The organism is Trinickia symbiotica (assembly GCF_003028655.1).
Classification (GTDB): Bacteria; Pseudomonadota; Gammaproteobacteria; order Burkholderiales; family Burkholderiaceae; genus Trinickia; species Trinickia symbiotica_A.
Map to the genome: position 1 here is coordinate 264,520 of NZ_PYUC01000004.1, position 21,120 is coordinate 285,639.

At 64.5% G+C, this 21,120-nt stretch carries 21 protein-coding genes; 16 read left to right on the top strand and 5 right to left on the bottom strand.

The window, feature by feature from the left end; genetic code table 11:
- Nucleotide 1 precedes the first annotated feature (1 nt).
- The 5 genes from phnC to phnF form a co-directional block, all read right to left on the bottom strand.
- Nucleotides 2-856 (bottom strand): phosphonate ABC transporter ATP-binding protein, encoded by an 855-nt coding sequence (gene phnC, locus C9I57_RS09655; RefSeq protein WP_107150396.1) that lies wholly within the window; start codon nt 854-856, stop codon nt 2-4.
- A complete protein-coding gene (locus tag C9I57_RS09660) occupies nt 853-1,752 on the bottom strand; it encodes a phosphate/phosphite/phosphonate ABC transporter substrate-binding protein (RefSeq protein WP_107150397.1) in 900 nt (299 codons plus the stop codon). The genes phnC and C9I57_RS09660 overlap by 4 nt, the downstream gene beginning before the upstream one ends.
- 216 nt (nt 1,753-1,968) lie before the next feature.
- Nucleotides 1,969-2,514 (bottom strand): phosphonate metabolism protein/1,5-bisphosphokinase (PRPP-forming) PhnN, encoded by a 546-nt coding sequence (gene phnN, locus C9I57_RS09665; RefSeq protein WP_107150398.1) that lies wholly within the window; start codon nt 2,512-2,514, stop codon nt 1,969-1,971.
- Between the two features lie 20 nt (nt 2,515-2,534).
- Complete coding sequence (locus C9I57_RS09670) at nt 2,535-3,299, bottom strand: DUF1045 domain-containing protein (protein WP_107150399.1); 765 nt, start codon at nt 3,297-3,299, stop codon at nt 2,535-2,537.
- Nucleotides 3,292-4,053: a phosphonate metabolism transcriptional regulator PhnF gene (phnF, locus tag C9I57_RS09675; RefSeq protein WP_107150616.1), complete on the bottom strand. Its 762-nt coding sequence runs from the start codon at nt 4,051-4,053 to the stop codon at nt 3,292-3,294. Before phnF ends, C9I57_RS09670 begins: the two co-directional genes overlap by 8 nt.
- 234 nt (nt 4,054-4,287) lie before the next feature.
- Between phnF and phnG the strand changes: the two genes are divergently transcribed.
- From phnG to C9I57_RS09755, 16 genes are all read left to right on the top strand, one after another.
- Complete coding sequence (gene phnG, locus C9I57_RS09680) at nt 4,288-4,767, top strand: phosphonate C-P lyase system protein PhnG (protein ID WP_107150400.1); 480 nt, start codon at nt 4,288-4,290, stop codon at nt 4,765-4,767.
- Entirely contained in the window at nt 4,764-5,384 is a 621-nt protein-coding gene (phnH, locus tag C9I57_RS09685; protein ID WP_107150401.1) for a phosphonate C-P lyase system protein PhnH, read from the top strand. Before phnG ends, phnH begins: the two co-directional genes overlap by 4 nt.
- Entirely contained in the window at nt 5,384-6,556 is a 1,173-nt protein-coding gene (locus C9I57_RS09690) for a carbon-phosphorus lyase complex subunit PhnI (RefSeq protein ID WP_107150402.1), read from the top strand. Before phnH ends, C9I57_RS09690 begins: the two co-directional genes overlap by 1 nt.
- A gap of 11 nt (nt 6,557-6,567) precedes the next feature.
- On the top strand, nt 6,568-7,539 hold the full coding sequence (locus tag C9I57_RS09695) for an alpha-D-ribose 1-methylphosphonate 5-phosphate C-P-lyase PhnJ (RefSeq protein WP_258187589.1): 972 nt from the start codon (nt 6,568-6,570) through the stop codon (nt 7,537-7,539).
- Nucleotides 7,536-8,306 carry a phosphonate C-P lyase system protein PhnK gene (phnK, locus tag C9I57_RS09700; RefSeq protein ID WP_107150404.1) on the top strand — a complete coding sequence of 257 codons (771 nt, stop codon included), beginning with the start codon at nt 7,536-7,538 and terminating at the stop codon, nt 8,304-8,306. Before C9I57_RS09695 ends, phnK begins: the two co-directional genes overlap by 4 nt.
- A 38-nt stretch (nt 8,307-8,344) precedes the next feature.
- Entirely contained in the window at nt 8,345-9,097 is a 753-nt protein-coding gene (gene phnL / locus C9I57_RS09705; RefSeq protein WP_107150405.1) for a phosphonate C-P lyase system protein PhnL, read from the top strand.
- Nucleotides 9,098-9,194: 97 nt separating this feature from the next.
- Nucleotides 9,195-10,328 (top strand): alpha-D-ribose 1-methylphosphonate 5-triphosphate diphosphatase, encoded by a 1,134-nt coding sequence (locus C9I57_RS09710; RefSeq protein ID WP_107150406.1) that lies wholly within the window; start codon nt 9,195-9,197, stop codon nt 10,326-10,328.
- A 296-nt stretch (nt 10,329-10,624) separates the two neighbouring features.
- Nucleotides 10,625-10,891, top strand: a complete 267-nt coding sequence (locus C9I57_RS09715) for a BrnT family toxin (protein WP_107150407.1) — start codon at nt 10,625-10,627, stop codon at nt 10,889-10,891.
- The gene (locus C9I57_RS09720) at nt 10,878-11,186 is read left to right on the top strand and encodes a BrnA antitoxin family protein (RefSeq protein WP_107150408.1); all 309 of its coding nucleotides are present in this window, start codon (nt 10,878-10,880) and stop codon (nt 11,184-11,186) included. Before C9I57_RS09715 ends, C9I57_RS09720 begins: the two co-directional genes overlap by 14 nt.
- Before the next feature lie 240 nt (nt 11,187-11,426).
- Nucleotides 11,427-12,233: an enoyl-CoA hydratase/isomerase family protein gene (locus C9I57_RS09725; protein ID WP_107150409.1), complete on the top strand. Its 807-nt coding sequence runs from the start codon at nt 11,427-11,429 to the stop codon at nt 12,231-12,233.
- Between the two features lie 151 nt (nt 12,234-12,384).
- Entirely contained in the window at nt 12,385-13,260 is an 876-nt protein-coding gene (locus tag C9I57_RS09730; protein ID WP_107150410.1) for a helix-turn-helix transcriptional regulator, read from the top strand.
- A 292-nt stretch (nt 13,261-13,552) separates the two neighbouring features.
- A complete protein-coding gene (locus C9I57_RS09735; RefSeq protein WP_258187590.1) occupies nt 13,553-16,567 on the top strand; it encodes a xanthine dehydrogenase family protein molybdopterin-binding subunit in 3,015 nt (1,004 codons plus the stop codon).
- A complete protein-coding gene (locus C9I57_RS09740) occupies nt 16,564-17,385 on the top strand; it encodes an FAD binding domain-containing protein (RefSeq protein ID WP_107150412.1) in 822 nt (273 codons plus the stop codon). Before C9I57_RS09735 ends, C9I57_RS09740 begins: the two co-directional genes overlap by 4 nt.
- Nucleotides 17,386-17,432: 47 nt before the next feature.
- Entirely contained in the window at nt 17,433-17,966 is a 534-nt protein-coding gene (locus tag C9I57_RS09745; protein WP_107150617.1) for a (2Fe-2S)-binding protein, read from the top strand.
- Complete coding sequence (locus tag C9I57_RS09750; RefSeq protein WP_107150413.1) at nt 17,959-19,515, top strand: AMP-binding protein; 1,557 nt, start codon at nt 17,959-17,961, stop codon at nt 19,513-19,515. Before C9I57_RS09745 ends, C9I57_RS09750 begins: the two co-directional genes overlap by 8 nt.
- A gap of 89 nt (nt 19,516-19,604) precedes the next feature.
- Nucleotides 19,605-20,960 (top strand): MFS transporter, encoded by a 1,356-nt coding sequence (locus tag C9I57_RS09755; RefSeq protein WP_107150414.1) that lies wholly within the window; start codon nt 19,605-19,607, stop codon nt 20,958-20,960.
- The last annotated feature ends 160 nt before the right edge of the window (nt 20,961-21,120 follow it).

Below are 21,120 nucleotides of genomic sequence, written 5' to 3' on the forward strand. Positions count from 1 at the left end.
GTCACGCATCCGCCACGTACAGATCGGCGATCTCGCGAGCCGATACGGTCGACGCGGGGCGATCGAATACGGTGCGCCCGCGGCGCAAGCCGAGAAGACGATCCGCATAGCGCGTCGCCAGCTCGGGCTGATGAAGCACGCAGACGACGGCAAGGCCGTCCTCGGTCGCTAGCCGGCGCAATAGACGCATCACCTCGTCGGCGGCCTCCGGGTCGAGACTGGCAACGGGCTCGTCGGCGAGCAGCACCTGAGGAATTTGCGCGAGCGCGCGCGCCACGGCCACGCGCTGCGCTTGTCCGCCAGAGAGTGTTCCCGCCCGCTGATCGGCCAGGTCGGCCAAGCCGACTTCGGCGAGGTAGCCGAGCGCCGGTTCGACTTCGTCGCGCGGCACGCGCCCGAGCACCGTGGCGAGCGTGCGATGGCGGCCGAGCGCCCCGCAGCAAACATTGGCGAGCACACTGCGACGGCGCACCAGATTGGCGTGCTGCGAAATCAGGGCGAGCGGCATCCGTGCCTCGCGCAGCGCTTTGCCCGATAGTGACGCCAGGTCACGGCCTGCGACCTCGACAGTGCCGGCGGTCGGCCGATTCAACCCGACCACGCATTTCATGAAGGTCGACTTGCCGCTGCCGTTGCTGCCGAGCACGACGACCATTTCCCCGGCCTCGACGGACAGGTTCATGTCCTGAAGGGCGGTGTGGCCGTTCTCGTACCGCATCGTCAGATTACGCACGGCAAGCTTCACGCCGGACGCGAGCGCGGCGTCGCGTGCCGCTTCGCGAGCCGCGGCGTGAGCCTGCCGGGCACCTGACGAATCGAGCGCCGCGGCGCCCGATGTTCCGAAGATCGTGTTCACAGTTTTGCCAGGTCGACGTGCAAGGTCTTCACCAGATCGCGAATCTGGTTGTAGGCCGAATCCGTTTGCGCCGTCGTCTTCAGCGCCGGGTTTTCATTCGCTGCGAGGAACTTCTGATCGGCCTCGGGCAGCTCATGCAGGTCGAGCGAGCTCAGGACGTTCGCGAGACGCGCTTTGAACTCGGCCGGCAGGTTTCCGCGCACGGCCAGAGGGTCGAGGGGAATCGGCTCCGATTGCCAGAGCGTGACATAGGCGTTCGGATCGAACTCGTTATGGAGCTTCGCGCTCGCGATTTCTTCGCTGTTCAGCTCACCCGCTTGCACCTTGTGGTTGCGCAGCGCTTCGAACGACGCGGTGTGGCTGCCCGCATAGATCGCCTTCACGCCCTTGTCCGGATCGATGCCGTTCTTGCTGAGGCCGTAAGCCGGAAAGAGGTGACCGGACGTGGAGCTCGGGTCCGAGTAGGCGAACGACTGGCCTTTGACGTCGGCGATCGCCTTTACGCCCGATCCTGGCCACGTCACGATGGACGCGGTATAGGTAGCCGGTTTGCCGTCCTCGCCCGCGAACGTCGCGACGGCTTCAGCATGAGCGACTTGATGAGCGAGCACATAGCCTAGCGGCCCGAATTCACCGATCTCGAGCTTGTCGTTGCGCATTGCTTCGATTTCGGCGTTGTAGTTCGTGGCGACATACAACTCGACCTTGCAGCCGATCTTCTTGCCGATCATCTCAGCCAGATCCTTGTAGACCGGCAGCAATCGCTGCGACGATTCATACGGCTCGACCCCGAAACGCACGACGCCGTTGTTCGGGCAAGTCCCTTCGGCGTGGGCCGCACCGGCGGCGAAACCCGCGACCAGCGCGGCGGCGACGAAAATCTTGGATACCTTCATACGTTCCCTTCCCCGAGTGGTTGCGCAACGATGGGACGCGGACCGTGCGCGAGTGCGCCGTGCCACGTTCAGGGCATTGTGGGACGCGTAGATGATGAATTTATGAACGTCGCGCACGGAAGGCGCGACACGCGCCGAACTGACAGATGTCCGGACGTCTAGATGTATCGATATCCGGATATAGGTAGCAAAATACGAAGCGCTGCTCGCCTGCCCTCATTCGGCGGCGAGCACCTCCAGCAGCGCGCGACCGGCTTCATCTACCTCGCCGGAGTTGTCGATCGTGGCGAGCGCGGTCCGGGGAGGAACGGCGAGCGGCACGCGGCGGGCGAGTCGCGCGCGCACTTCCTCGAGGGTCTCGCGTCCGCGCGAGGCGAGGCGGGCAGCGAGGACTTCGGGGCGCGCGTCGATGTGCACCGCGGTGAGCGCCGGGTATCGCGCAATGGCCTGCTCCAGGTATTCGCGCGAGCCATTGACGACGACCGTCAGGCCCCGGTCCATCCATTCCTCGATTTCTATGCCGATTCCGTAGCGCAACCCGTGGCTCGACCATTGCAGTACGAAGAGCCCCAGCTCGGCGCGGATGCCGAATTCTTCATGACTCAAGTGGATATGATTTTCGCCGCCGGCACCGGGTTCGCGCGTGATATAGCGGTGCGCAAACATGACGCGTGAGCCGCTCAGGCGATCGCGCGCGTAGCTGAGCAGCGTGTCTTTACCGGCGCCCGACGGCCCCATGACGTAGACGAGCCGTCCTTTCATCGGCACCTGTGGCGGTAGTTTCATAGCGAGTCTCCGAACGGCAGTCTGGCGGCGAGCGTAAACGGTTCGCCGGGCCGGGGCTCGACGAAGAGCGCCGCGCCGTCGACTGACAGTGGGCCGAGGTCGGGCAACCGCGCGCGCCACCAGTCGATCAGAATCTGGCGATGCTCCGAATCGATGGAATCGCTGAGCGTCATGTGAAAGCGAAACTCGTCCAACACGTACGGGTAACCCCAACGATCGAGCAGCTCGCGCTGGCGCTCGGTCAGCTTCGAATCGAGCCTGCGTCGGCGTTCCGCTTCGCTCGGCATCTCTCGCAAAGGGGCGAACTCGCGAACGGCATCGGCCGCGAGCGCGCCGATCGCCGCGGCACCGTCAGCCGTTGCCGGCCGAATCGCAACGAACCGTTCGAGGGCAGCCGCTTCGACGGCGAGCTCGAACCGGCGCTGTCGCCGAGCCCATGCGAGCGCCCGCGCCACAATGTCATCGAAGCGCACACCGGCCGCGGCGCGCGCCGGCGCGACCAAGGTGCCGTGCCATCCGTAGCGCCGCGGCGAGTGCGATAGTCCCGGCACGTCCAATCCACGCTCGGCGAGTGCCGGGATCAACGGTGGCGCGAGCGTCTCCGCCGATTCAGGATCGCGCGAGAGCCAGCGGCACCCAGCGCTCCACCACAGCGATCCGCGCGCGGGCGCGTAATAGATCGCGAACCGGCTCTCTCCTAGCCACTCGATCGGTTCGTTGTACTGACCGTCCCATTGCATGAGTCGTCCCGGCTCAGACATCCTGTTCCACATAAAGCTGCACCCGATCCGCGGCGAAATGCGTGATGCCGTATTTGATGGGGGCGCCGTCCGCATCGACGTCGACATTCTCCACCCAGAGCACGGGCTGCTGACGATTGATATTGAGCCGGCGTGCGACTTCGGCATCGGGCAGCATACTGCCGATGCGGCTCCAGCGTCGCGAGTAGTCGGCGACGCCATATTCGGCGAGCGCGATGGAGAAGCCGCCGTCCGCCCGTTCGAGCGCCTCCGGAAAACCGGCGAAGCGCGCCGCGGGATACCAGGCGTGCGCGTAGGTGAGCGGAACGCCGTCCGCGGCGTGAAGCGATTCGATGCGATAGACGAGCGTGCCGGTGCGCAGGCCCAGCGCTTTCGCGACCTTCGGCTCCGCCTTCACCGACGCCGCCGACAATACGATGCCGCGCGCCGAGTGCCCCTGCTCGCGCAGGTTTTCCGTGAACCGCGTGCGGCGCCCGATCGTATAGTCGATCGCCCCCGGCTGAACGAACGTGCCTCTGCCTTGTTCGACGCTCACGAGGCCTTGCGCGGCGAGCCCGAGCATCGCACGGCGCACCGTGTGACGGTTCACGCCGAAGCGCTTCGCCAATTCGCTTTCGCTCGGCAGGCGCCCGTTTTCGCCGAATCCGCTCGCTGCGATCTCGGCGGCGAGCACTTGCTCGATCTGTCGCCATACCGCCACGCCCGCCCCGCGCTCGACGACGCTCGCGGGAACGAGCGATGCGCCGACGTCCATGGCCCGGCCGTTGTTGCTGCGTTTCATCATCATGTCATTCCGGTCGGTTCAAATCTGTCGTTCAGCGAGCATTGTAGGGTCGCTCGCGTGATCCGGTGATGAAAGGGTCGTGAATCGTGAAAGCGAATCATGGCTGAGACACGACGGCGCACGCAGTCGACGACGATATGCTAGCATGGCGCTACCGATCTAGTCGTCTAGACGACTAGACGAAGGAAACGAGGAGCCGAACACATGAACGATCCGTCTTCCGATATCGCCCCCGAACGGCGGCGCTGGCTCGCGCAGCTCGCGCGGGCGCCGCGCGCCACGCTCGAACAGGCGCTCGAATCCGTCTGCGAAGGTGGACTGTTGCCGCCCTTCGATTGGCTGCGAGCGCCGCAGACGGGGCTGGCGATGGTGCGCGGACGCATCGGCGGCACGGGCGACCCGTTCAACGTCGGCGAAGCGACGGTGACGCGCGCCGTGCTCCGGCTGAAGTCGAGCGAGAGCGCGGGCGTCGTCGGCGTTGCCTATCAATTGGGGCGCGACAAGCGGCGCGCGCAACTTGCTGCGCTCGCCGATGCGATGCTGCAGTCGCCGCGTTGGCGCGATGCGGTGCGCGAGCGGTTGCTGGCGCCGCTCGCGCAAACGCTCGATGACGAGAGGCGCGAGCGCGCCGAGCAAACCGCATCGACGCGCGTCGATTTCTACACGATGGTGCGAGGCGAATGATGACCGCCAACGACACGCGTTCTTCCCTCGACTCGCTCGTGAGCGGCTTTGCCGATCCCGTGCACGATGCACAAGCCTGTTTTCGCGTGCTGCTCGAGGCCCTCGCGCGCCCCGGTACGGCGTACTCGATCGACGTCGAACTCGACGACGACGCACAACGCCGGTGGCCCGCGGCGGCCTTCGCGGCCATGCTGACGCTCGTCGATTTCTCCACGCCTGTCTGGCTTCAGCAGCACGATGAATCCCTCGCGCAGGCGATTCGTTTTCATACGGGCGCACCGCTCACCGACGAGCCCGAAGCGGCCTCCTTCGCGTACATCGCCGATGCGGCGAGCTTGCCTGCCCCCGACACGTTTTCGCTCGGCACGCCTGAGGAGCCGCAAGGCTCCGCGACGCTGCTGATTCGCGTCGATGCGCTCGAAGGGGGGCGACCGCTGACACTGTCGGGCCCGGGCATACGGTCGAGCGTGCGCGTCGGGCCGGTCGGCATCGCCGATATGTTCTGGCATGCGCGCGCGGCCCTGTCCGCGCAGGCGCCGTGCGGCCTCGATTGTTATCTCGTCTGCGGGCGATCCGTGGTCGGCATCCCGCGGACGACTCGAGTGGAGCTCAACTAATGTACGTCGCCGTCAAAGGAGGCGAGCGCGCGATCGAGGCATCGTGGCGCTTGCTCGAAGCAGCGAGGCGCGGCGACCGTGCGCAAGCCGCGCTGACGATCGCGCAGATCCGTCAGCAGATGCGGCTCGCCGTCGCCCGAGTGATGACTGAAGGCTCGGTCTATGACGAAGAGCTTGCCGCATTGGCCATCAAGCAGGCGGCGGGCGATCTCGTCGAAGCGATCTTCTTGTTGCGCGCCTACCGTACGACGCTGCCGCGTTTCGGCTACACGCGCCCGATCGATACGGAGCGGATGGAAGTGCAGCGTCGCGTTTCCGCCACGTTCAAGGACGTTCCCGGCGGACAGCTGCTGGGGCCGACGTACGACTACACGCAGCGGTTGCTCGATTTTTCGCTGCTCGCGGAGGGCGAGTCGGGCCCCGAGCATGGCGGCGCTTGCGCCCAGCACCTGTCTGTGCCTTCGCCACCGGCGAATGCGGCATCCACACAATCCACTCCCGAGCCGGCCGGCTCGCCTGCATCGATGCCGCGAGTCGTGACACTGCTCGACGCGGAAGGCTTGATCGAGCAGGAGCGTCCCTCGGAACATGCCGCCGAGCCCGTCGATCTGGCGCTCGAGCCGCTCTTGATGCCGGCTGAGCGCCCCGTTCGGCTGCAGAATCTCGCGCGCGCGGACGAGGGCTTCATGCTTTCGATGGCGTATTCGACACAGCGTGGCTACGCGCGCAATCACCCGTTTGCGGGTGAAATCCGATTCGGCAAGGTGGCCGTCGAAATGGACATTCCCGAGCTCGGCTTCGCGGTCGAACTCGGCGAGCTCGAGGTCACCGAATGCCAGATGATCAACCAGTTCGCGGGCAGCAAGAAACTGCCGCCGAGCTTTACTCAGGGCTACGGCTTGGCGTTCGGCCATTCCGAGCGAAAGGCGATGGCCATGTCCCTCATCGATCGCGCGCTGCGCGCCGACGAACTCGGTGAAACGGTGACGGCGCCGGCGCAAGATCCCGAGTTCATGCTTTATCACAGCGACAACGTGGAGGCGTCGGGCTTCGTGCAACATCTGAAGCTGCCGCACTACGTGGACTTTCAATCGGAGCTCGAGCTGATCCGACGCCTGCGCGCCAACCATCCGGCGGCGTGCTCGGCCGAACAAGAGGAGGATGCCGCATGAATGCGCGCCAGATGCACGAATCGCCCGCATCGGAAGCATCGAACGAGTTGGCTGCCACGGCTTCGACCGTGGAAGGCTACAACTTCGCCTATCTCGACGAGCAGACGAAGCGCATGATTCGCCGCGCGTTGCTGAAGGCGGTCGCGATACCCGGTCATCAAATCCCGTTCGGTTCGAGAGAGATGCCGCTGCCATACGGCTGGGGCACGGGCGGCATCCAGGTGACCGCGGCGATCATCGGCCGCGACGATACACTGAAGGTCATCGATCAGGGATCGGACGAGACGACCAACGCGGTCAACATCCGCCGCTTCTTCGCGCGCACGGCGGGCGTGCGGACGACGACGCGCACGGCCGAAGCGACGATCGTGCAGACGCGCCACAGGATTCCGGAAACGCCGCTGACGGACAAGCAGATCCTTGTCTATCAGGTGCCGATGCCGGAGCCGCTCTATCGCCTCGAGCCGAGGCTCGCGGAAAGTCGCAAGCTGCATGCGTTGTCGGAATATGGGCTCATGAACGTCAAGTTATACGAGGACATCGTCCGGCACGGAAGCATCGCTACGACGTACGACTATCCCGTCATCGTCAACGGCCGCTACTTGGCGGCGCCGTCGCCGATTCCGAAGTTCGACAACCCGAAGATGCATATGAACCCGGCGCTGCAGTTGTTCGGTGCCGGGCGCGAGCGGCGCATTTACGCGATTCCCCCGTACACGAGCGTGCGCAGTCTCGATTTCGAAGACTACCCGTTCGAAGTTCAGCGGTGGGAGCACGCTTGTGCGATATGCGGCTCGCGTGAAAGTTTCCTCGACGAGATGATCGTCGACGACAAGGGCAAGCGGATGTTCGTCTGCTCGGACAGCGACTATTGCCGGCAGCGGCTCGAAGCGCGCGAGGCCGGCACGGCGCGCGCGAAGCATGCACCGGGACCGGACGCGGCAACCACGCTCGCCGCTGCGATCGAGGAGGGGCGAGCATGACGCCGTTGCTGAGAGCGAGCGGCTTGACGACGCGCTATGGCGAGCGGATCGGCTGCGAGGGCGTAAGCTTCGACCTGTATCCGGGCGAGGTGCTTTGCGTCGTCGGCGAATCGGGCTCGGGCAAGTCGACGTTGCTCAACACTGTCGCGCTGCGTGTGTGCGCCGCTTCAGGTAGCCTCCAATACACGACATCGAACGGCGAATCGCTCGACCTGCTGACGTTGTCGGAGCCGCGCCGGCGCCTCTTGATGCGCACGGAATGGGGCTTTGTCGAGCAGAACCCGCGCGACGGATTGCGGATGGCCGTATCGGCCGGCGCGAATATCGGCGAGCCGCTGATGGCGGTGGGCGCGCGCCATTTCGGCACGATCCGCGAGACGTCGACGAGCTGGATGCGACGCGTCGAGCTCGATGCCGGGCGCATCGACGATCTGCCCGCATCGTTCTCGGGAGGCATGCAGCAGCGGCTGCAGATCGCGCGCAACCTCGTCACGGGTCCGCGGCTCGTGCTGATGGACGAACCGACGGCGGGGCTCGACGTGTCGGTGCAGGCGCGCCTGCTCGACTTGCTGCGCACGCTTACCGCACAACTGCATCTCGCCTGCGTGATCGTCACGCATGACATCGGCGTCGCACGGCTGCTCGCGCACCGCCTGATGGTGATGCAAGGCGGACGCGTCGTCGAGGCGGGTCTGACCGATCAGGTGCTCGACGATCCGCAGCATCCCTACACGCAATTGCTCGTGTCGTCCGTGTTGCCGGTCTGAGTGCGACGCCCACTGCACTGAAAGCGAAGGAGTCCTCAATGAACGACGAACCGTTCGACACGAGTTTTATCGACGATGAACGATTGATGCTGCGTGCACGCGGCGTGTTGAAGACGTTCGTGCTTCACACGCAGGGCGGGCAGGTCATACCCGCCCTGCATGGTGTCGATCTCGCCGTCTCGCGCGGCGAATGCGTGGCGCTCGTTGGCCGCTCCGGTGCGGGCAAGAGCACGCTGTTGCGCTGTCTCTATGGGAACTATCTGGCGAGCGCAGGATCGATCGAGCTGCGCGACGAGGCGAGCGATCGCCGGTACACCCCGCTGACTGGGGCCGACCCGCACGACGTCATGCGCATGCGCCGCGACGTGATCGGCTACGTAAGCCAGTTTCTGCGCGTGATTCCACGCGTGACGACGCTCGATCTCGTCGCGGAGCCGCTCGTCGCGCGCGGGGTCGAAGTCGACGAAGCGCGGCGCCGCGCGAGCGATTGGCTCGCCCGTCTCAACATACCGGAGCGGCTCTGGCAGTTGGCGCCGGCGACGTTTTCAGGCGGCGAGCAGCAGCGCGTGAACATCGCGCGCGGGCTCATCGCGGAGCACCCGGTGTTGTTGCTCGACGAGCCGACGGCGTCGCTCGACGCGTCGAATCGTGCCGTCGTCGCCGACGTCATCGTCGAAGCGCGCGAGCGGGGCGCCGCGATCGTCGGCATCTTTCACGATGAGCCGACGCGCGAAGTCGTGGCCACACGACGGCTCGAGCTCGAGCCCGTGGCGATGGCCTCCGCCGCGTGAGCAGCGCGTCGAGCATGAGCGTTCGTCGCTCGATCGCGAGTACGATGGATTCCTGTCAAAGTCAGAGTCAGAGTCAGAGCGGATACGGAGCAACGCGATGTTGATCAAGAATGCGCGCATCGTCACGCGCAACGAGGAATTCATCGGTGTCGTGCGCGTGGAAAACGGGCTCATCGCCGAGGTCGCGCCCGGCACCACGAGCGCGCCTGAGGCCGAGGACTGGCATGGCGACTATCTTCTGCCCGGTTTCGTCGAGCTGCATACCGACAATCTCGAGAAGCATTTGGCGCCGCGCCCCGGCGTGATGTGGAACGTCGAGGCGGCATTCGTGATTCACGATGCGCAGGTGGCCGCGGCCGGGATCACGACAGTCTTCGACTCACTCGCGATCGGCTCTCGTGCCGACGCGGGCTTGCGCGGCAGCGAGATTCATCGCAACGCGGTATCCGCCATGGACGGCCTGGCCGATCGCCATCTGCTGCGGGCCGATCACTATCTGCATCTGCGCTGTGAAGTGGGCACCGAGGATGTCGTCGATCTCTTCGACGAGTTCGCCGATCATCGGCTGCTGCAGTTCGCATCGGTGATGGATCACACGCCCGGCCAGCGTCAGTGGCAAGACGCCGCGAAGTGGCGACAGTATCAGGAGCGCAACGGCAAGTGGAGCGACGAGAAGATGGAGGCTGCGCTGATCGAGCTTAACGAGCTTCAGGCGCGCTATGCGCAAGCGCATCGACGCTGCATCGTCGATCGCTGCAAGTCGCTCGGAATATCGGTGGCGAGCCATGACGATACGCTCGTCGAGCACGTCGAAGAAGCGGTGCGCGACGGCATTGCGATTTCGGAGTTTCCGACGACGATGGCCGCGGCGCAGGCCGCTCGCCACCACGGGCTCGCCTCGGTGATGGGGGCGCCCAATGTCGTGCGAGGCGGGTCGCACTCGGGGAACGTGTCGGCGCTCGAACTGGCGAAAGAAGGCTTGCTCGATATCCTGTCTTCCGATTACGTGCCCTCGAGTCTGATGATGGCCGCATTCCAGCTCGTGCGCGATGCGGGCTGGTCGTTGCCGCGCTCGATTGCGACTGTTTCTTCGGCGCCGGCGAAGGCGGTCGGGCTCGAAGACAGAGGCGCGATCGAAAAGGGGTTGCGCGCCGACATGGTGCGCGTGGGTCTGAGCGGTGCTTTGCCCGTGCCGCGTGCGACTTATGTCCTTGGTACGCGAGTGGCGTGAGACTCGCGTAGCGCGAGGGTGCGATCGTTCGCACGATACGAGCAGTCCGTTCTTTGGGAACGGCTTTGATGTTCTCCCTCTCCCGATCCGTCTTCTTCAACCGTGAGTCCGTCACGGATCGTCGTCCGAGATTCGAACGCAAAGCAGCCATCATCAGGGCATGAGTCGAAGCACAATCGCCGCGCATCGGCTCCGCAGTAGGCGATTTCGCCACGCTGCGGACCGCCGCTGGGTGAGTTTGTGCATCTGCAAAAACTCGTTGCCTTGATAACTTTCTGCATCTACAATAAGTGTGAATGGAAGTCACGTTCGATATAGAGAAGGATAGGAAGAACAGAGCGAAGCACGGTATGTCGTTGGCGGATGCGGCGATGTTCGAGTGGGATACGCTTAGATTCGAGGTCGATGCGCGACGTGACTATGGGGAGATTCGATGTCGCGGATACGCGTTCATCGAGGACCGACTCTACGCCATTGCGTTCACGTTTCGAGACGAGTCCATACGGGTGATCAGCCTGCGAAAAGCCAACAACCGGGAGATGGATGAATATGAACAAGCGTAAGCTCAAGCGAAATACGCCTGAAGAAGAAGCCGCGATCAATCGCGGCATTGCGGCGGACCCGGACAACCCGGAATGGACCGCGGAGGAGATGGCGCGAGCTCGCCCCTTCTCGGAACTTGTCGCGCAGCAAAAGCGCATGGGGCGGCCCCCGAAGGAGAGCCCGAAGGAGCAGGTATCGGTCAGATACGATGCGGACATCATCGCGGCGTTCCGCGCAACCGGTGAAGGTTGGCAGACACGAATGAACAACGCTCTTCGTACGTACCTGGAGGAGCATCCGCTCAAGGCGGCGTAGCGCAGGCGCCAATATCCCCAAGCTCGCGAATCGCCCGCGTTGAGGCGACTCGCGGGCTTTTTTTGCGCCTGCCATTCAACGTTGACAAAGCGATCCGCCGACAAAAATCGGACTCTAAGGTAACTGTCCGGAACAACGGGTAAGCGGCGGGTTTCCTGTTGGCCGATACTGGCCCCGACACGGAGCGCTGCACAAGCTCCGAATACGGGAATACCCCAGTAATTCGGTCCAGGAGGATCCATGACCCAACTCGTCCACCCCGCCCAATCGCTGCTATCGGAGTTCGACGGCTTTTACGTCGAGTTCAACGAAGCCGATTCGCGCGCCGATATCGTCCTCGATCGTCCGCCGTTCAACGTGGTCTCGATGAAGCAACGCGATCAACTGCGTATCGTCTTCGAAGCGCTCGACGACGATGCACGCGTTCGTGTGATCGTCCTGCGCGGGGCCGGCGAGCATTTCTCGAGCGGCGGCGACATCAAGGGCTTCCTCGAGGCGTCGCCCGAGCGCGTATCGAAGCTCGCCTGGAACGTCGCGGCGCCTGCGCGCTGCAGCAAGCCGGTCATCGCGGCGAATCGCGGCTATTGCTTCGGCGTCGGCTTCGAGCTCTCGCTCGCGTGCGACTTCCGCATCGCCACCGATACCACCCTCTATGCACTGCCGGAGCAAAAGCTCGGACAAATCCCCGGCTCCGGCGGCTCGGCGCGCTTGCAGAAGATGGTCGGCATCGGCCGCACCAAGGACATCGTCATGCGCTCGCGCCGAATCCCCGGCGCGCAGGCTTACGATTGGGGCATCGCGACAGAATTCGTCGCCGATGCGGAGCTCGGGAGCGCGACTGACGCCATGGTGCGCGAGCTGCTCGCCTTCTCGCCCCTCGCGCAGCGCACTGCGAAAAAGCTCCTGAACGATACAGAGGATGCGCCGCTCTCGATTGCGATCGAACTGGAAGGACACTGCTACAGCCGTCTGCGCAGCTCACACGACTTCCGCGAGGGCGTCGAGGCATTCCATCAGAAGCGCAAGCCCCTCTTCAAGGGCGAGTGACCGGCGTCGAGGGACGCCATGCCGGAGGAGACCCGGTAAACTATGAGCGGATGCGCGTACGACGCCAGCTTTCGACGACGACGAGCGATGCGATCGCGCGCACCCGCGGCCGCTTGCGCATAGCGGCACCGGTCAGCGATGAGGCAAGCGAGTGTCGAGTGCCATCAAAATCTATCAAGGCAGGTTCGGACGCGTGGCGTTGCTCGATATGGACGCGCCGCTCGTTCAGCATGCGCACCATCATTGCCACCTGCTGATCAAGGCCGCCGGCCCCGACACGTTCTTCTCGGTTCACGATGCGCTTCAGCCGTTGACGGACGATACGGCGGTGCTCGTCAACCCTTGGGAGCCGCACGCCTATCGCCACTATGAAAACCCCGAGCAGCCGCATACGGTCATCCTCGCGATGTACATCGAGACGGACTGGCTGACGGAGATCCGGCACCCGCTGGGCGGCAGCGGCCATCCGCAATTCTTCCCGCAGCCATGCGTGCACATGTCCGCGCAGGCGCGCAAGCTCGCCGAAGAGCTCTCGCTCGAAATGTGGTGGTCCGACAGCATCGCATCGGAGCGCCTGGAAGGCTTGCTGTTCGAGCTGATGATCTCGGTCATCGATCCGGCGAAGAACTGGCGCGACATGTCGCGGCAAATGGAGCTCGCCAATCGCCGGCCCAGCGATCCGCGCATCCGCAAGGCGATCGCCTGGCTGCGCGAGAACACGGGCGCCGAGCCGGACATGAACCGGCTTGCCGAGCACTGCGGGTTGTCGCGCGCTCATTTCTTCTCGCTATTTCATCGCTGCACCGGCGTGACGCCGAACGTCTACCTCAACGTCTTGCGCATGGAGTCGGCCATTCGCGATTTGTCCGAGGGCACGAGCTCGCTGACGGACATTTCGTATGACATCGGCTTTTCCGCGCCAGCGCATTTCACGCGATTCTTCCGACAGCATCTCGGCATCACGCCGAGCGAATACCGCAGAGTCGTCGAGCTCTACGATTCGCAACGGGACCAAGTGCAAATCTAGGTTGGCGCGCAGCGTCTAGTCGGACGAGGCTTGCACCTCACCCCATGCGTCGCGCCTCGCTTCATGCGGCGCCGCATCGCAAAGCATCAGACTCTAGGGTAATTCGCGCGACGGCCGGGTAAAGCGATTCGGCTTGTCTGCCTCTATCTTCACCATCAAGAAGGGCCTCGGTGACTCGATGCGTGGTCCGCAATGCATCGCAGCCGTTCCCGAGACACGAACACGGTAAAGACAGGAGACATGCGTGAGCGAAACCGATATCGGATTGACGGCCGAGCGTCGCGCCGAATCGATACGGACTGCTGACGAATCGGGTGCGAACGCCGAGGTGCGTCCGCATGTGGGCCGGCCGATGGAGCGAGTGGAAGACGCGGCCATCCTGACCGGCCGGGGCCGCTATGGCGACGACCTCGGCGTCAAGCCGGGCACGCTATACGCCGCCGTGCTGCGATCGCCGCACGCCCATGCCGAAATCAAGCGTCTCGATGCGAGTGCGGCACTCGCACGCCGTGGCGTGCGCGCGGTGCTGACGGGCGACGACGTCCAAGCATGGTCGCGGCCTTTCGTCGTCGGCGTGAAAGCACCGATGGAACAATGGGCGCTCGCGATCGATCGCGTGCGCTACTGCGGCGAGCCGGTCGCGGTCGTGATCGCTGAATCGCGCGCATTGGCCGAAGACGGGCTCGACGCCATCGAAATCGAATACGCTCCGTTGCCGCCCGTTACCTCGATCGAGGCGGCGACTGCCGACGATGCACCCGTGCTCCACGCGAAGGTCGGCTCGAACGTAGTCAGCGATCGGCATTTTCACTACGGCGATCCTGAGCGCGCCTTCGCGCAAGCCGCGCATCGCGTTTCCATCGAAGCCCATTATCCGCGCAACACGTGCACGCCGATCGAATGTGCCGTCGTAATCGCCGAGCACCTGCCCGGCGACGAAGGGTACGAGGTCACGTCGAATTTCATGGGGCCGTTTTCGCTTCATGCGGTGATGTCGATGGCGCTCAAGGTCCCCGCCAATCGGCTGCGTCACAAGTCGCCGCGCGATTCGGGCGGCAGCTTCGGCGTGAAGCAGGCGGTCTTTCCCTATGTCGTTTTGATGTGTCTCGCCTCGCGGAAAGCCGGCGCGCCCGTCAAATGGGTCGAGGACCGTCTCGAGCATTTGACCGCGGCGACGTCGGCGACGGCGCGCTGGACGAGGCTCACGGCGGCCGTCGAAAGCGACGGGCGCATCACCGCGCTCGACTACGATCAGGTCGAGGATTGCGGCGCCTATGTTCGCGCCCCGGAGCCGGCCACGTTCTATCGCATGCATGGGTGCCTCACCGGCGCTTATGCGATTCCGAATCTGTCAGTGCGCAATCGAGTCGCGCTGACGAACAAGACGCCGACGGGACTTGTGCGCGGATTCGGCGGCCCGCAAGTCTATTTCGCGCTCGAAAGGCTGATCCAGAGAATCGCGGTCGAACTCGGTCTCGATGTCCTCGACGTCTATCGCCGCAATTTCATCGCGGCCGACGCGTTTCCCTATCGTGCCGTCGCGGGCGCGCTGATCGATTCGGGAAACTATCAGCAGGCCCTCGAGCGCGCGCTCGCCGATGGCGGATACGACGAGCTCGTCCGCTGCCGCGATGCCGCACGCAGCGAGGGACGGTTATACGGCATCGGGTTTTCGGCGATCGTCGAGCCGTCGGTCTCGAACATGGGTTACATCTCGACCGTATTGCCCGCGGAGGCACGTCGCAAAGCGGGCCCCAAGAGCGGGGCGATCGCGAGCGCGACGGTGAACGTCGATCTGCTCGGCGGCGTGACGGTGACGATCGCCTCGACGCCCGCGGGGCAAGGCCATATGACCGTTTGCGCACAGGTCGTCGCCGACGTGCTGGGGCTCGATCCTTCCGCGATCGTCGTCAACGTCGAATTCGATACGGTCAAGGACGCCTGGTCGGTCGCCTCCGGAAACTACTCGAGCCGCTTCGCGGGCGCGGTTGCGGGCACCGTGCATCTCGCGGCGGTGCGCGTGAAGGAAAAGCTGGCGAGGATCGTCGCGGCGCAGTTCGGCTGTGCCGAGGGCGAGATTCGCTTCGAGAACGGACGCGTTTTCTCCTCGGCGAATCCGGCCCACGCACTGCCTTTCGCGCGCATCGCAAGCAATGCGCCGCATTGGGCGCCCGCGCTCTTGCCCGAAGGCGAGGAGCCGGGCCTGCGGGAGACGGTGTTCTGGACGCCTCCCCACCTCGAGGCACCCGACGAGGACGATCGAATCAACACGTCGGCCTGTTACGGCTTCGCGTTCGATATGTGCGGCGTCGAAGTCGATCGGGCAACGGGCCGCGTGACGATCGATCGCTATGTGACGACGCACGACGCGGGAAAACTGCTCAATCCCGCGCTTGCCGACGGCCAGATTCGCGGCGCGTTCGCGCAAGGGCTCGGCGCATCGCTGATGGAGGAGTTTCGCTATGGCGCCGACGGCAGCTTTCAATCGGGGACGCTGGCCGACTACTTGATGCCGACGACGTGCGAGGTGCCTGACCCGATCATCGTCCACCTCGAGACGCCTTCGCCGTTTACGCCGCTCGGCGCGAAAGGGCTCGGCGAGGGCAACAACATGAGCACGCCGCCGTGCATCGCTAATGCCGTTGCCGACGCGCTGGGGGTGAAGGACATCCGCTTGCCGCTCACGCCCGCCAAGGTGATGGCGTTGATCGGCATCGACGATCCCGAGCCTTCGCGGCCCGAATATCGCGAGGCATCCAGGCCGAAGAAGCCGGTGGGCGCGGGCAAAGCTTTGACGGCGCAGGGCACCGTCGAGCTGCGCGCGAGTCCCGAGGCTGTCTTTGCCGTATTGATGGACCCGTCGGCGCTCGCCAAGGTGATTCCCGGCTGCCATGCACTGGACGCGACCGCACCCAATCGCTATCGGGCCGACGTGACGGTGGGCGTCGGAATGATCAAGGCTCGCTTCGAGGCGCGGATCGGCCTCTCCGATATCGAGGCCCCGCGCAGGTTGCGTCTCACGGGAGAAGGCATCTCGCCGCTCGGCACGGCGCGCGGAGAAGGGCTCGTCGAGCTGACGCCGACCGAGCTCGGCACGTCGCTCTTTTACGACTACGAGGCGCAAGTATCTGGAAAGGTGGCGGCCGTGGGCAGCCGGATGCTCGAGGGTGCCGCCGGCGTCGTGCTGCGGCAACTGTTCGAGTCGTTGGGACGGCAAGCCGAGGGGCCACCTGTCGATGACGATCGGGCACGACGCGGCGGCTCATGGCTCGAGAGGTTTCTTGCGATGTTCAGGAGGCGATCGTGAAGCCGGCGCAGTTCAGCTACATTCGTGCCGTCGATACTCGGCATGCGCTCGAGGCGCTCGCGCGGACCGGAGCCGACGCGCGGGTGCTCGCAGGCGGGCAGTCGCTCATGGCGATCCTCAACATGAGGCTCGCGGAGCCTCGCTGGCTCATCGATATCTCGCGCACCGCGGAGCTCGACGTCGTCGAAGTCGATACGAAGGGCGGGCATCTCATCGTCAAATCCGCGGTGACGCAGGCAAGCGTCGAGTGGCGCCCAACGCTTGCGGACGAGGTGCCGCTGCTCAAGGCGGTATTTCCGTACATCTCGCACTTCCAGATCAGGAATCGCGGCACGGTCTGCGGATCCGTCGCCCATGCGGATCCGAGCGCCGAGCTGCCGCTCGCGCTCGTCACGCTCGGCGGCGACGTCGTGCTGCGATCGGCGAAGAGAACGCGCGTCGTGCCGGCCGCCGACTTTCTTCAAGGCATGTTGATGACGGCGCGCGAGCCCGACGAGCTCGTCGAAGCGGTTCGGTTTCCGTTGAAAAGATCCGGCCAACGATTCGGGTTCACCGAGTTTTCGGCGAGGCACGGCGATTTCGCGCTCGTGGCCTGCGCGGCCATGGTGACCGACGACGCGATCCGCCTCGGCGTAGGCGGCGTGGCGGACCGGCCTATCGTCGAATCGCTGCCGAAGCTTGACGGCGACGACTTGCGCGGCGCGTTGAACGATCTCGCCTGGAAGCTCGGTGCCCGAGACGATGCGCACGTGAGTGCATCGTACCGGCGACATCTCGTCAGGCAGCTCGCCTGGAAAGCCATCGAGGAGGCAAAGTGAGGAGTCCTAATGGACATGAGAGCGGCGACCCGCCGGGCGGCGCTCCGCTGCGCGGCGCGCATCCGCAAGGAGAGAAGCGTGCCGTCACCGTGGAGCTGAACGGCCGCACGCGGCAAGGCGAATGCGAGCCGCGCGAACTGCTGTCCGATTTCATTCGTCACGCGCTCGGCGCAACAGGAACGCACGTCGGCTGCGAGCACGGCGTCTGCGGCGCCTGCACGGTTCGGATCGACGGCGTGGCGTCGCGCTCGTGCCTGATGCTCGCGGTCCAGGCCGACGGGCGTCGAATCGACACGGTCGAAGGATTGGCCGCCAACGAGATGCTCGGCGATCTTCAAGAGGCCTTCCGTCGACATCACGCATTGCAGTGCGGGTTTTGCACGGCCGGCATTCTGATGTCGTGCGCCGATTATCTCGAGCGCGTTCCCGACCCGACGGAGTCGCAGGTGAGGGAAATGTTGTCGGGGCACCTGTGCCGTTGCACGGGCTATACGCCGATCGTGGCAGCGGTGCTCGACGTCGCCGCCGCGCGGCGCCGGCAACGCGAGGCTGGCGAAGGAATGGAGGTGACGCATGCTTGATCTGGGCCGCACTTTTTTGCAGGCGGTGGAACGCAGCCCGAACGCATTGGCGATCGTGGACGGTGCCGTCGAAATGACCTATCAGCGGTGGTATCGCGAGATCGGCAAGGCGGTGGCGGGCCTGCGGCGATTGGGGCTCGAGCGCGGCGACCGACTCGTCGTCGTGCTGCAGAATCGCTGGGAGATGGCGACGCTCCATTGGGCCTGTCAGTTCGCCGGCATAGTCATCGTGCCGGTGAACTGGCGCAGCAAGGCCGAGGAACTCGATCACAACGTGAGCGATGCGGGTGCCAAGGCTGTCGTCTACGAGCCCGTGTCGGCCGAGGCGGTCGCGGGAAGCCACGCGGCGCAATCGAAGATGCGCATCGGGCTCGATCGTGTCGAGGGTGCATCGATCGGCTTCGAGGAATGGCTCGGCTTGCCGTTCGGTGAGGCACAGGCGAACGCCACGCCCGCGGCCGGGCCCGAGGACTACTCGGTGATGCTCTACACGTCGGGCACGACGGGGCTCGGCAAGGGAGTACCGCGCAGGCAGCGGCACGAGCGCGCCGCCGCGCTCGCCCATGTCGCGCAGAACCTTTATGGGCACGGCGAACGCACGCTCGGTGTGATGCCGCTCTATCACACGATGGGGGTGCGGTCGCTATTGGCGATGGCGCTCGTCGACGGACTCTTCGTCTGTGTGCGGCGTTGGAACGCTGCACTTGCACTCGAATCGATCGCGAACTACAAGCTCACATGTCTCTATCTCGTTCCCACGCTTTATCACGACCTGCTTGCCGCTGATGAGTTTCCCGATACCGACATTCGCTCCGTAACAAAGCTCGGCTTCGCCGGCGCGCCGATGAACGACGGGCTGCTCAAGCGCTGCTCCGAAGCATTCAAGCCGCAACTCTTCGTCAATCATTACGGTTCGTCCGAGGTGTACACCGTCAGCATCGAGCAGCACGCGGCCGCGAGGCCGGGCAGCGCGGGACGCGCGGGCCTCAATACGCGTCTGCGCGTCGTGAAGCTTGATTCGGTTTGCCCCGACGAGGTCGCCGCTCGCGGCGAGGAAGGTCAGATCATCGCCGAGCTCGCCGGCGACGAAGCCTTCGAAGGCTATTGGAACCGGCCCGACGCCAACGCAAAGTCGCTGCGCGACGGCTGGTATTTCACGGGCGACACGGGCTATCTCGACGAGCGCGGCGACCTCTATGTGACGGGCCGCGTCGACGACATGATCATCAGCGGCGGCGAGAACATCTCGCCCGTCGACATCGAGTCGATTCTCTCGCTTCATCCCGCCGTCGACGAAGTGGCGGTGGTCGGCCTGAAGGACGAGCGCTGGGGGCAGAAGGTCGTCGCATTCATCAAGCGATCGCGTTACGTGGATGCCGCGGCGCTCGACGAATATTGCCGTGCGTCCGATCTCGTCAATTTCAAGCGGCCGCGCGAATACGTCTTCGTCGACGCCATTCCGAAATCGCCGGTCGGGAAGATTCTGCGCCGCAAGCTCTCGGCCGGCGAGTACGAGCTCGAAGCCGGTTCGAGCGTCGAGAGCAAGTGAGCGGGGCCGACAAGTCGTGGAAGAACGGGGCGGCGCATCGACGGGCCGCATTCAATGAAAAATGAGCCGATAGCGGCGTGGAGACTGGAATGAACGATGTGTTGCGGGAACAAGCCGTGGTCCGGCAGGTGGGTAACAAACAGGTGCTTGCCGCCGTGATCGCCTCGTGTCTCGGGTGGGCGCTCGACCTCTTCGATCTATTCGTGATCTTGTTCGTCGCGCCCATCGTGGGACGCCTGTTCTTCCCGTCGACGAACGCGATGCTCTCGCTCGCGGCCGTCTACGCGTCGTTCGCGGTCACGCTGCTCATGCGGCCGCTCGGCTCGGCGATCTTCGGCTCGGTCGCGGATCGCTACGGGCGCAAGCGCGCGATGATCGTCGCCGTGGTGGGCGTCGGGCTCGCCACCGCCTCGTTCGGTCTGTTGCCCACGGTGCCCCAGGTGGGCGTCGCCGCGCCGATCATGTTCCTCATCCTTCGGCTCGTGCAAGGAATCTTCGTCGGCGGCGTCGTCGCCTCGACGCATACGATCGGAACGGAGACCGTCGAGTTCAAGTACCGCGGCGCCGTATCGGGGCTCGTCGGCGGCGGTGGGGCGGGGATCGGCGCGTTGGTGGCGTCGATCGTCTACCTCGTCACGTCAGCCGCGTTCCCGGGCGCGGCGTTCGAAGTATGGGGCTGGCGCTGCATGTTCTTCGCGGGCATCGTGAGCTCGGCGCTCGGTGTGTTCGTCTTCAAGAGCCTCGAAGAGTCGCCCGTCTGGGCTGCGGTTGCCGAGCAAAAGCGCAGAGCCGCAGCCGCGCGGAAAGCGGCTGGCGAACTCGTTCGTTCGCCGCTCGCGCAGCTGTTTTCGAAGAAGTATCGCTCGGTGCTGCTCGTGAACCTGCTGCTCACGATCGGCGGCGGCAGCGGCTACTATCTGACCTCGGGGTATTTGCCGACCTTCCTGAAGGTCGTCAATCACACGCCCAACGGCGCCGCCGGGCTGATCCTCATGATCTCGAGCTTGGCCGTGCTGGTCGCGTCGGTTGCTGCCGGCCATTTGAGCACGCTGATCGGGCGCAAGCGTGCATTTATCTGGCTAGGTATCGCGAGACTGGTTTGCTTTCCATTGCTTTATGTCGCATTGGCGCGCGCCGACAGCATCGCATCCGTCGGGCTTTACGCGGCACTGTTGAGCGCGCTCGGCAGCGCAGGCTATGCGCCCGTCCTCATTTTTCTCAACGAGCGCTTTCCGACGTCGATTCGCGCTTCGGGTACGGGCTTGTCATGGAACATCGGTTTTGCGATCGGCGGGATCATGCCGACGGTCGTTTCGATGCTCGCGCATACGCCTCGCGCGCTGCCGAGCGTGCTTGCCGGCGCGCTGGTCGTGGTCAGCATCGTGTTTCTCGTTGGGGCCTTCATTGTCCCAGAAACGCTCGGACGGCTTCCTGATGATGCGTGAATTTCAATTTCCTTTCAGAGTTCTGTGAAAGTGATGAATCTGAAATAAGGGCGGAGGGCTACAAATTCCACGCTATGAGATGAATTGTTAAATTTCGCAAAAACGCAGTAATATGTATTGTGAGCTTTAAATAAAACACCTACATTGCCTTCCCAAAACG

Bases quoted from the DNA above. Each gene is read 5' to 3' on its own strand.
- C9I57_RS09690 (WP_107150402.1), top strand. From the start codon at position 5,384: ATGTACGTCGCCGTCAAAGGAGGCGAGCGCGCGATCGAGGCATCGTGG.
- C9I57_RS09660 (WP_107150397.1), bottom strand. From the start codon at position 1,752: ATGAAGGTATCCAAGATTTTCGTCGCCGCCGCGCTGGTCGCGGGTTTC.
- C9I57_RS09755 (WP_107150414.1), top strand. From the start codon at position 19,605: ATGAACGATGTGTTGCGGGAACAAGCCGTGGTCCGGCAGGTGGGTAAC.
- phnF (WP_107150616.1), bottom strand. From the start codon at position 4,053: ATGGACGTCGGCGCATCGCTCGTTCCCGCGAGCGTCGTCGAGCGCGGG.
- C9I57_RS09720 (WP_107150408.1), top strand. From the start codon at position 10,878: ATGAACAAGCGTAAGCTCAAGCGAAATACGCCTGAAGAAGAAGCCGCG.
- C9I57_RS09670 (WP_107150399.1), bottom strand. From the start codon at position 3,299: ATGTCTGAGCCGGGACGACTCATGCAATGGGACGGTCAGTACAACGAA.
- C9I57_RS09725 (WP_107150409.1), top strand. From the start codon at position 11,427: ATGACCCAACTCGTCCACCCCGCCCAATCGCTGCTATCGGAGTTCGAC.
- C9I57_RS09710 (WP_107150406.1), top strand. From the start codon at position 9,195: ATGTTGATCAAGAATGCGCGCATCGTCACGCGCAACGAGGAATTCATC.
- phnK (WP_107150404.1), top strand. From the start codon at position 7,536: ATGACGCCGTTGCTGAGAGCGAGCGGCTTGACGACGCGCTATGGCGAG.
- phnH (WP_107150401.1), top strand. From the start codon at position 4,764: ATGATGACCGCCAACGACACGCGTTCTTCCCTCGACTCGCTCGTGAGC.
- phnG (WP_107150400.1), top strand. From the start codon at position 4,288: ATGAACGATCCGTCTTCCGATATCGCCCCCGAACGGCGGCGCTGGCTC.
- C9I57_RS09750 (WP_107150413.1), top strand. From the start codon at position 17,959: ATGCTTGATCTGGGCCGCACTTTTTTGCAGGCGGTGGAACGCAGCCCG.
- phnN (WP_107150398.1), bottom strand. From the start codon at position 2,514: ATGAAAGGACGGCTCGTCTACGTCATGGGGCCGTCGGGCGCCGGTAAA.
- C9I57_RS09695 (WP_258187589.1), top strand. From the start codon at position 6,568: ATGCACGAATCGCCCGCATCGGAAGCATCGAACGAGTTGGCTGCCACG.
- C9I57_RS09715 (WP_107150407.1), top strand. From the start codon at position 10,625: ATGGAAGTCACGTTCGATATAGAGAAGGATAGGAAGAACAGAGCGAAG.
- phnL (WP_107150405.1), top strand. From the start codon at position 8,345: ATGAACGACGAACCGTTCGACACGAGTTTTATCGACGATGAACGATTG.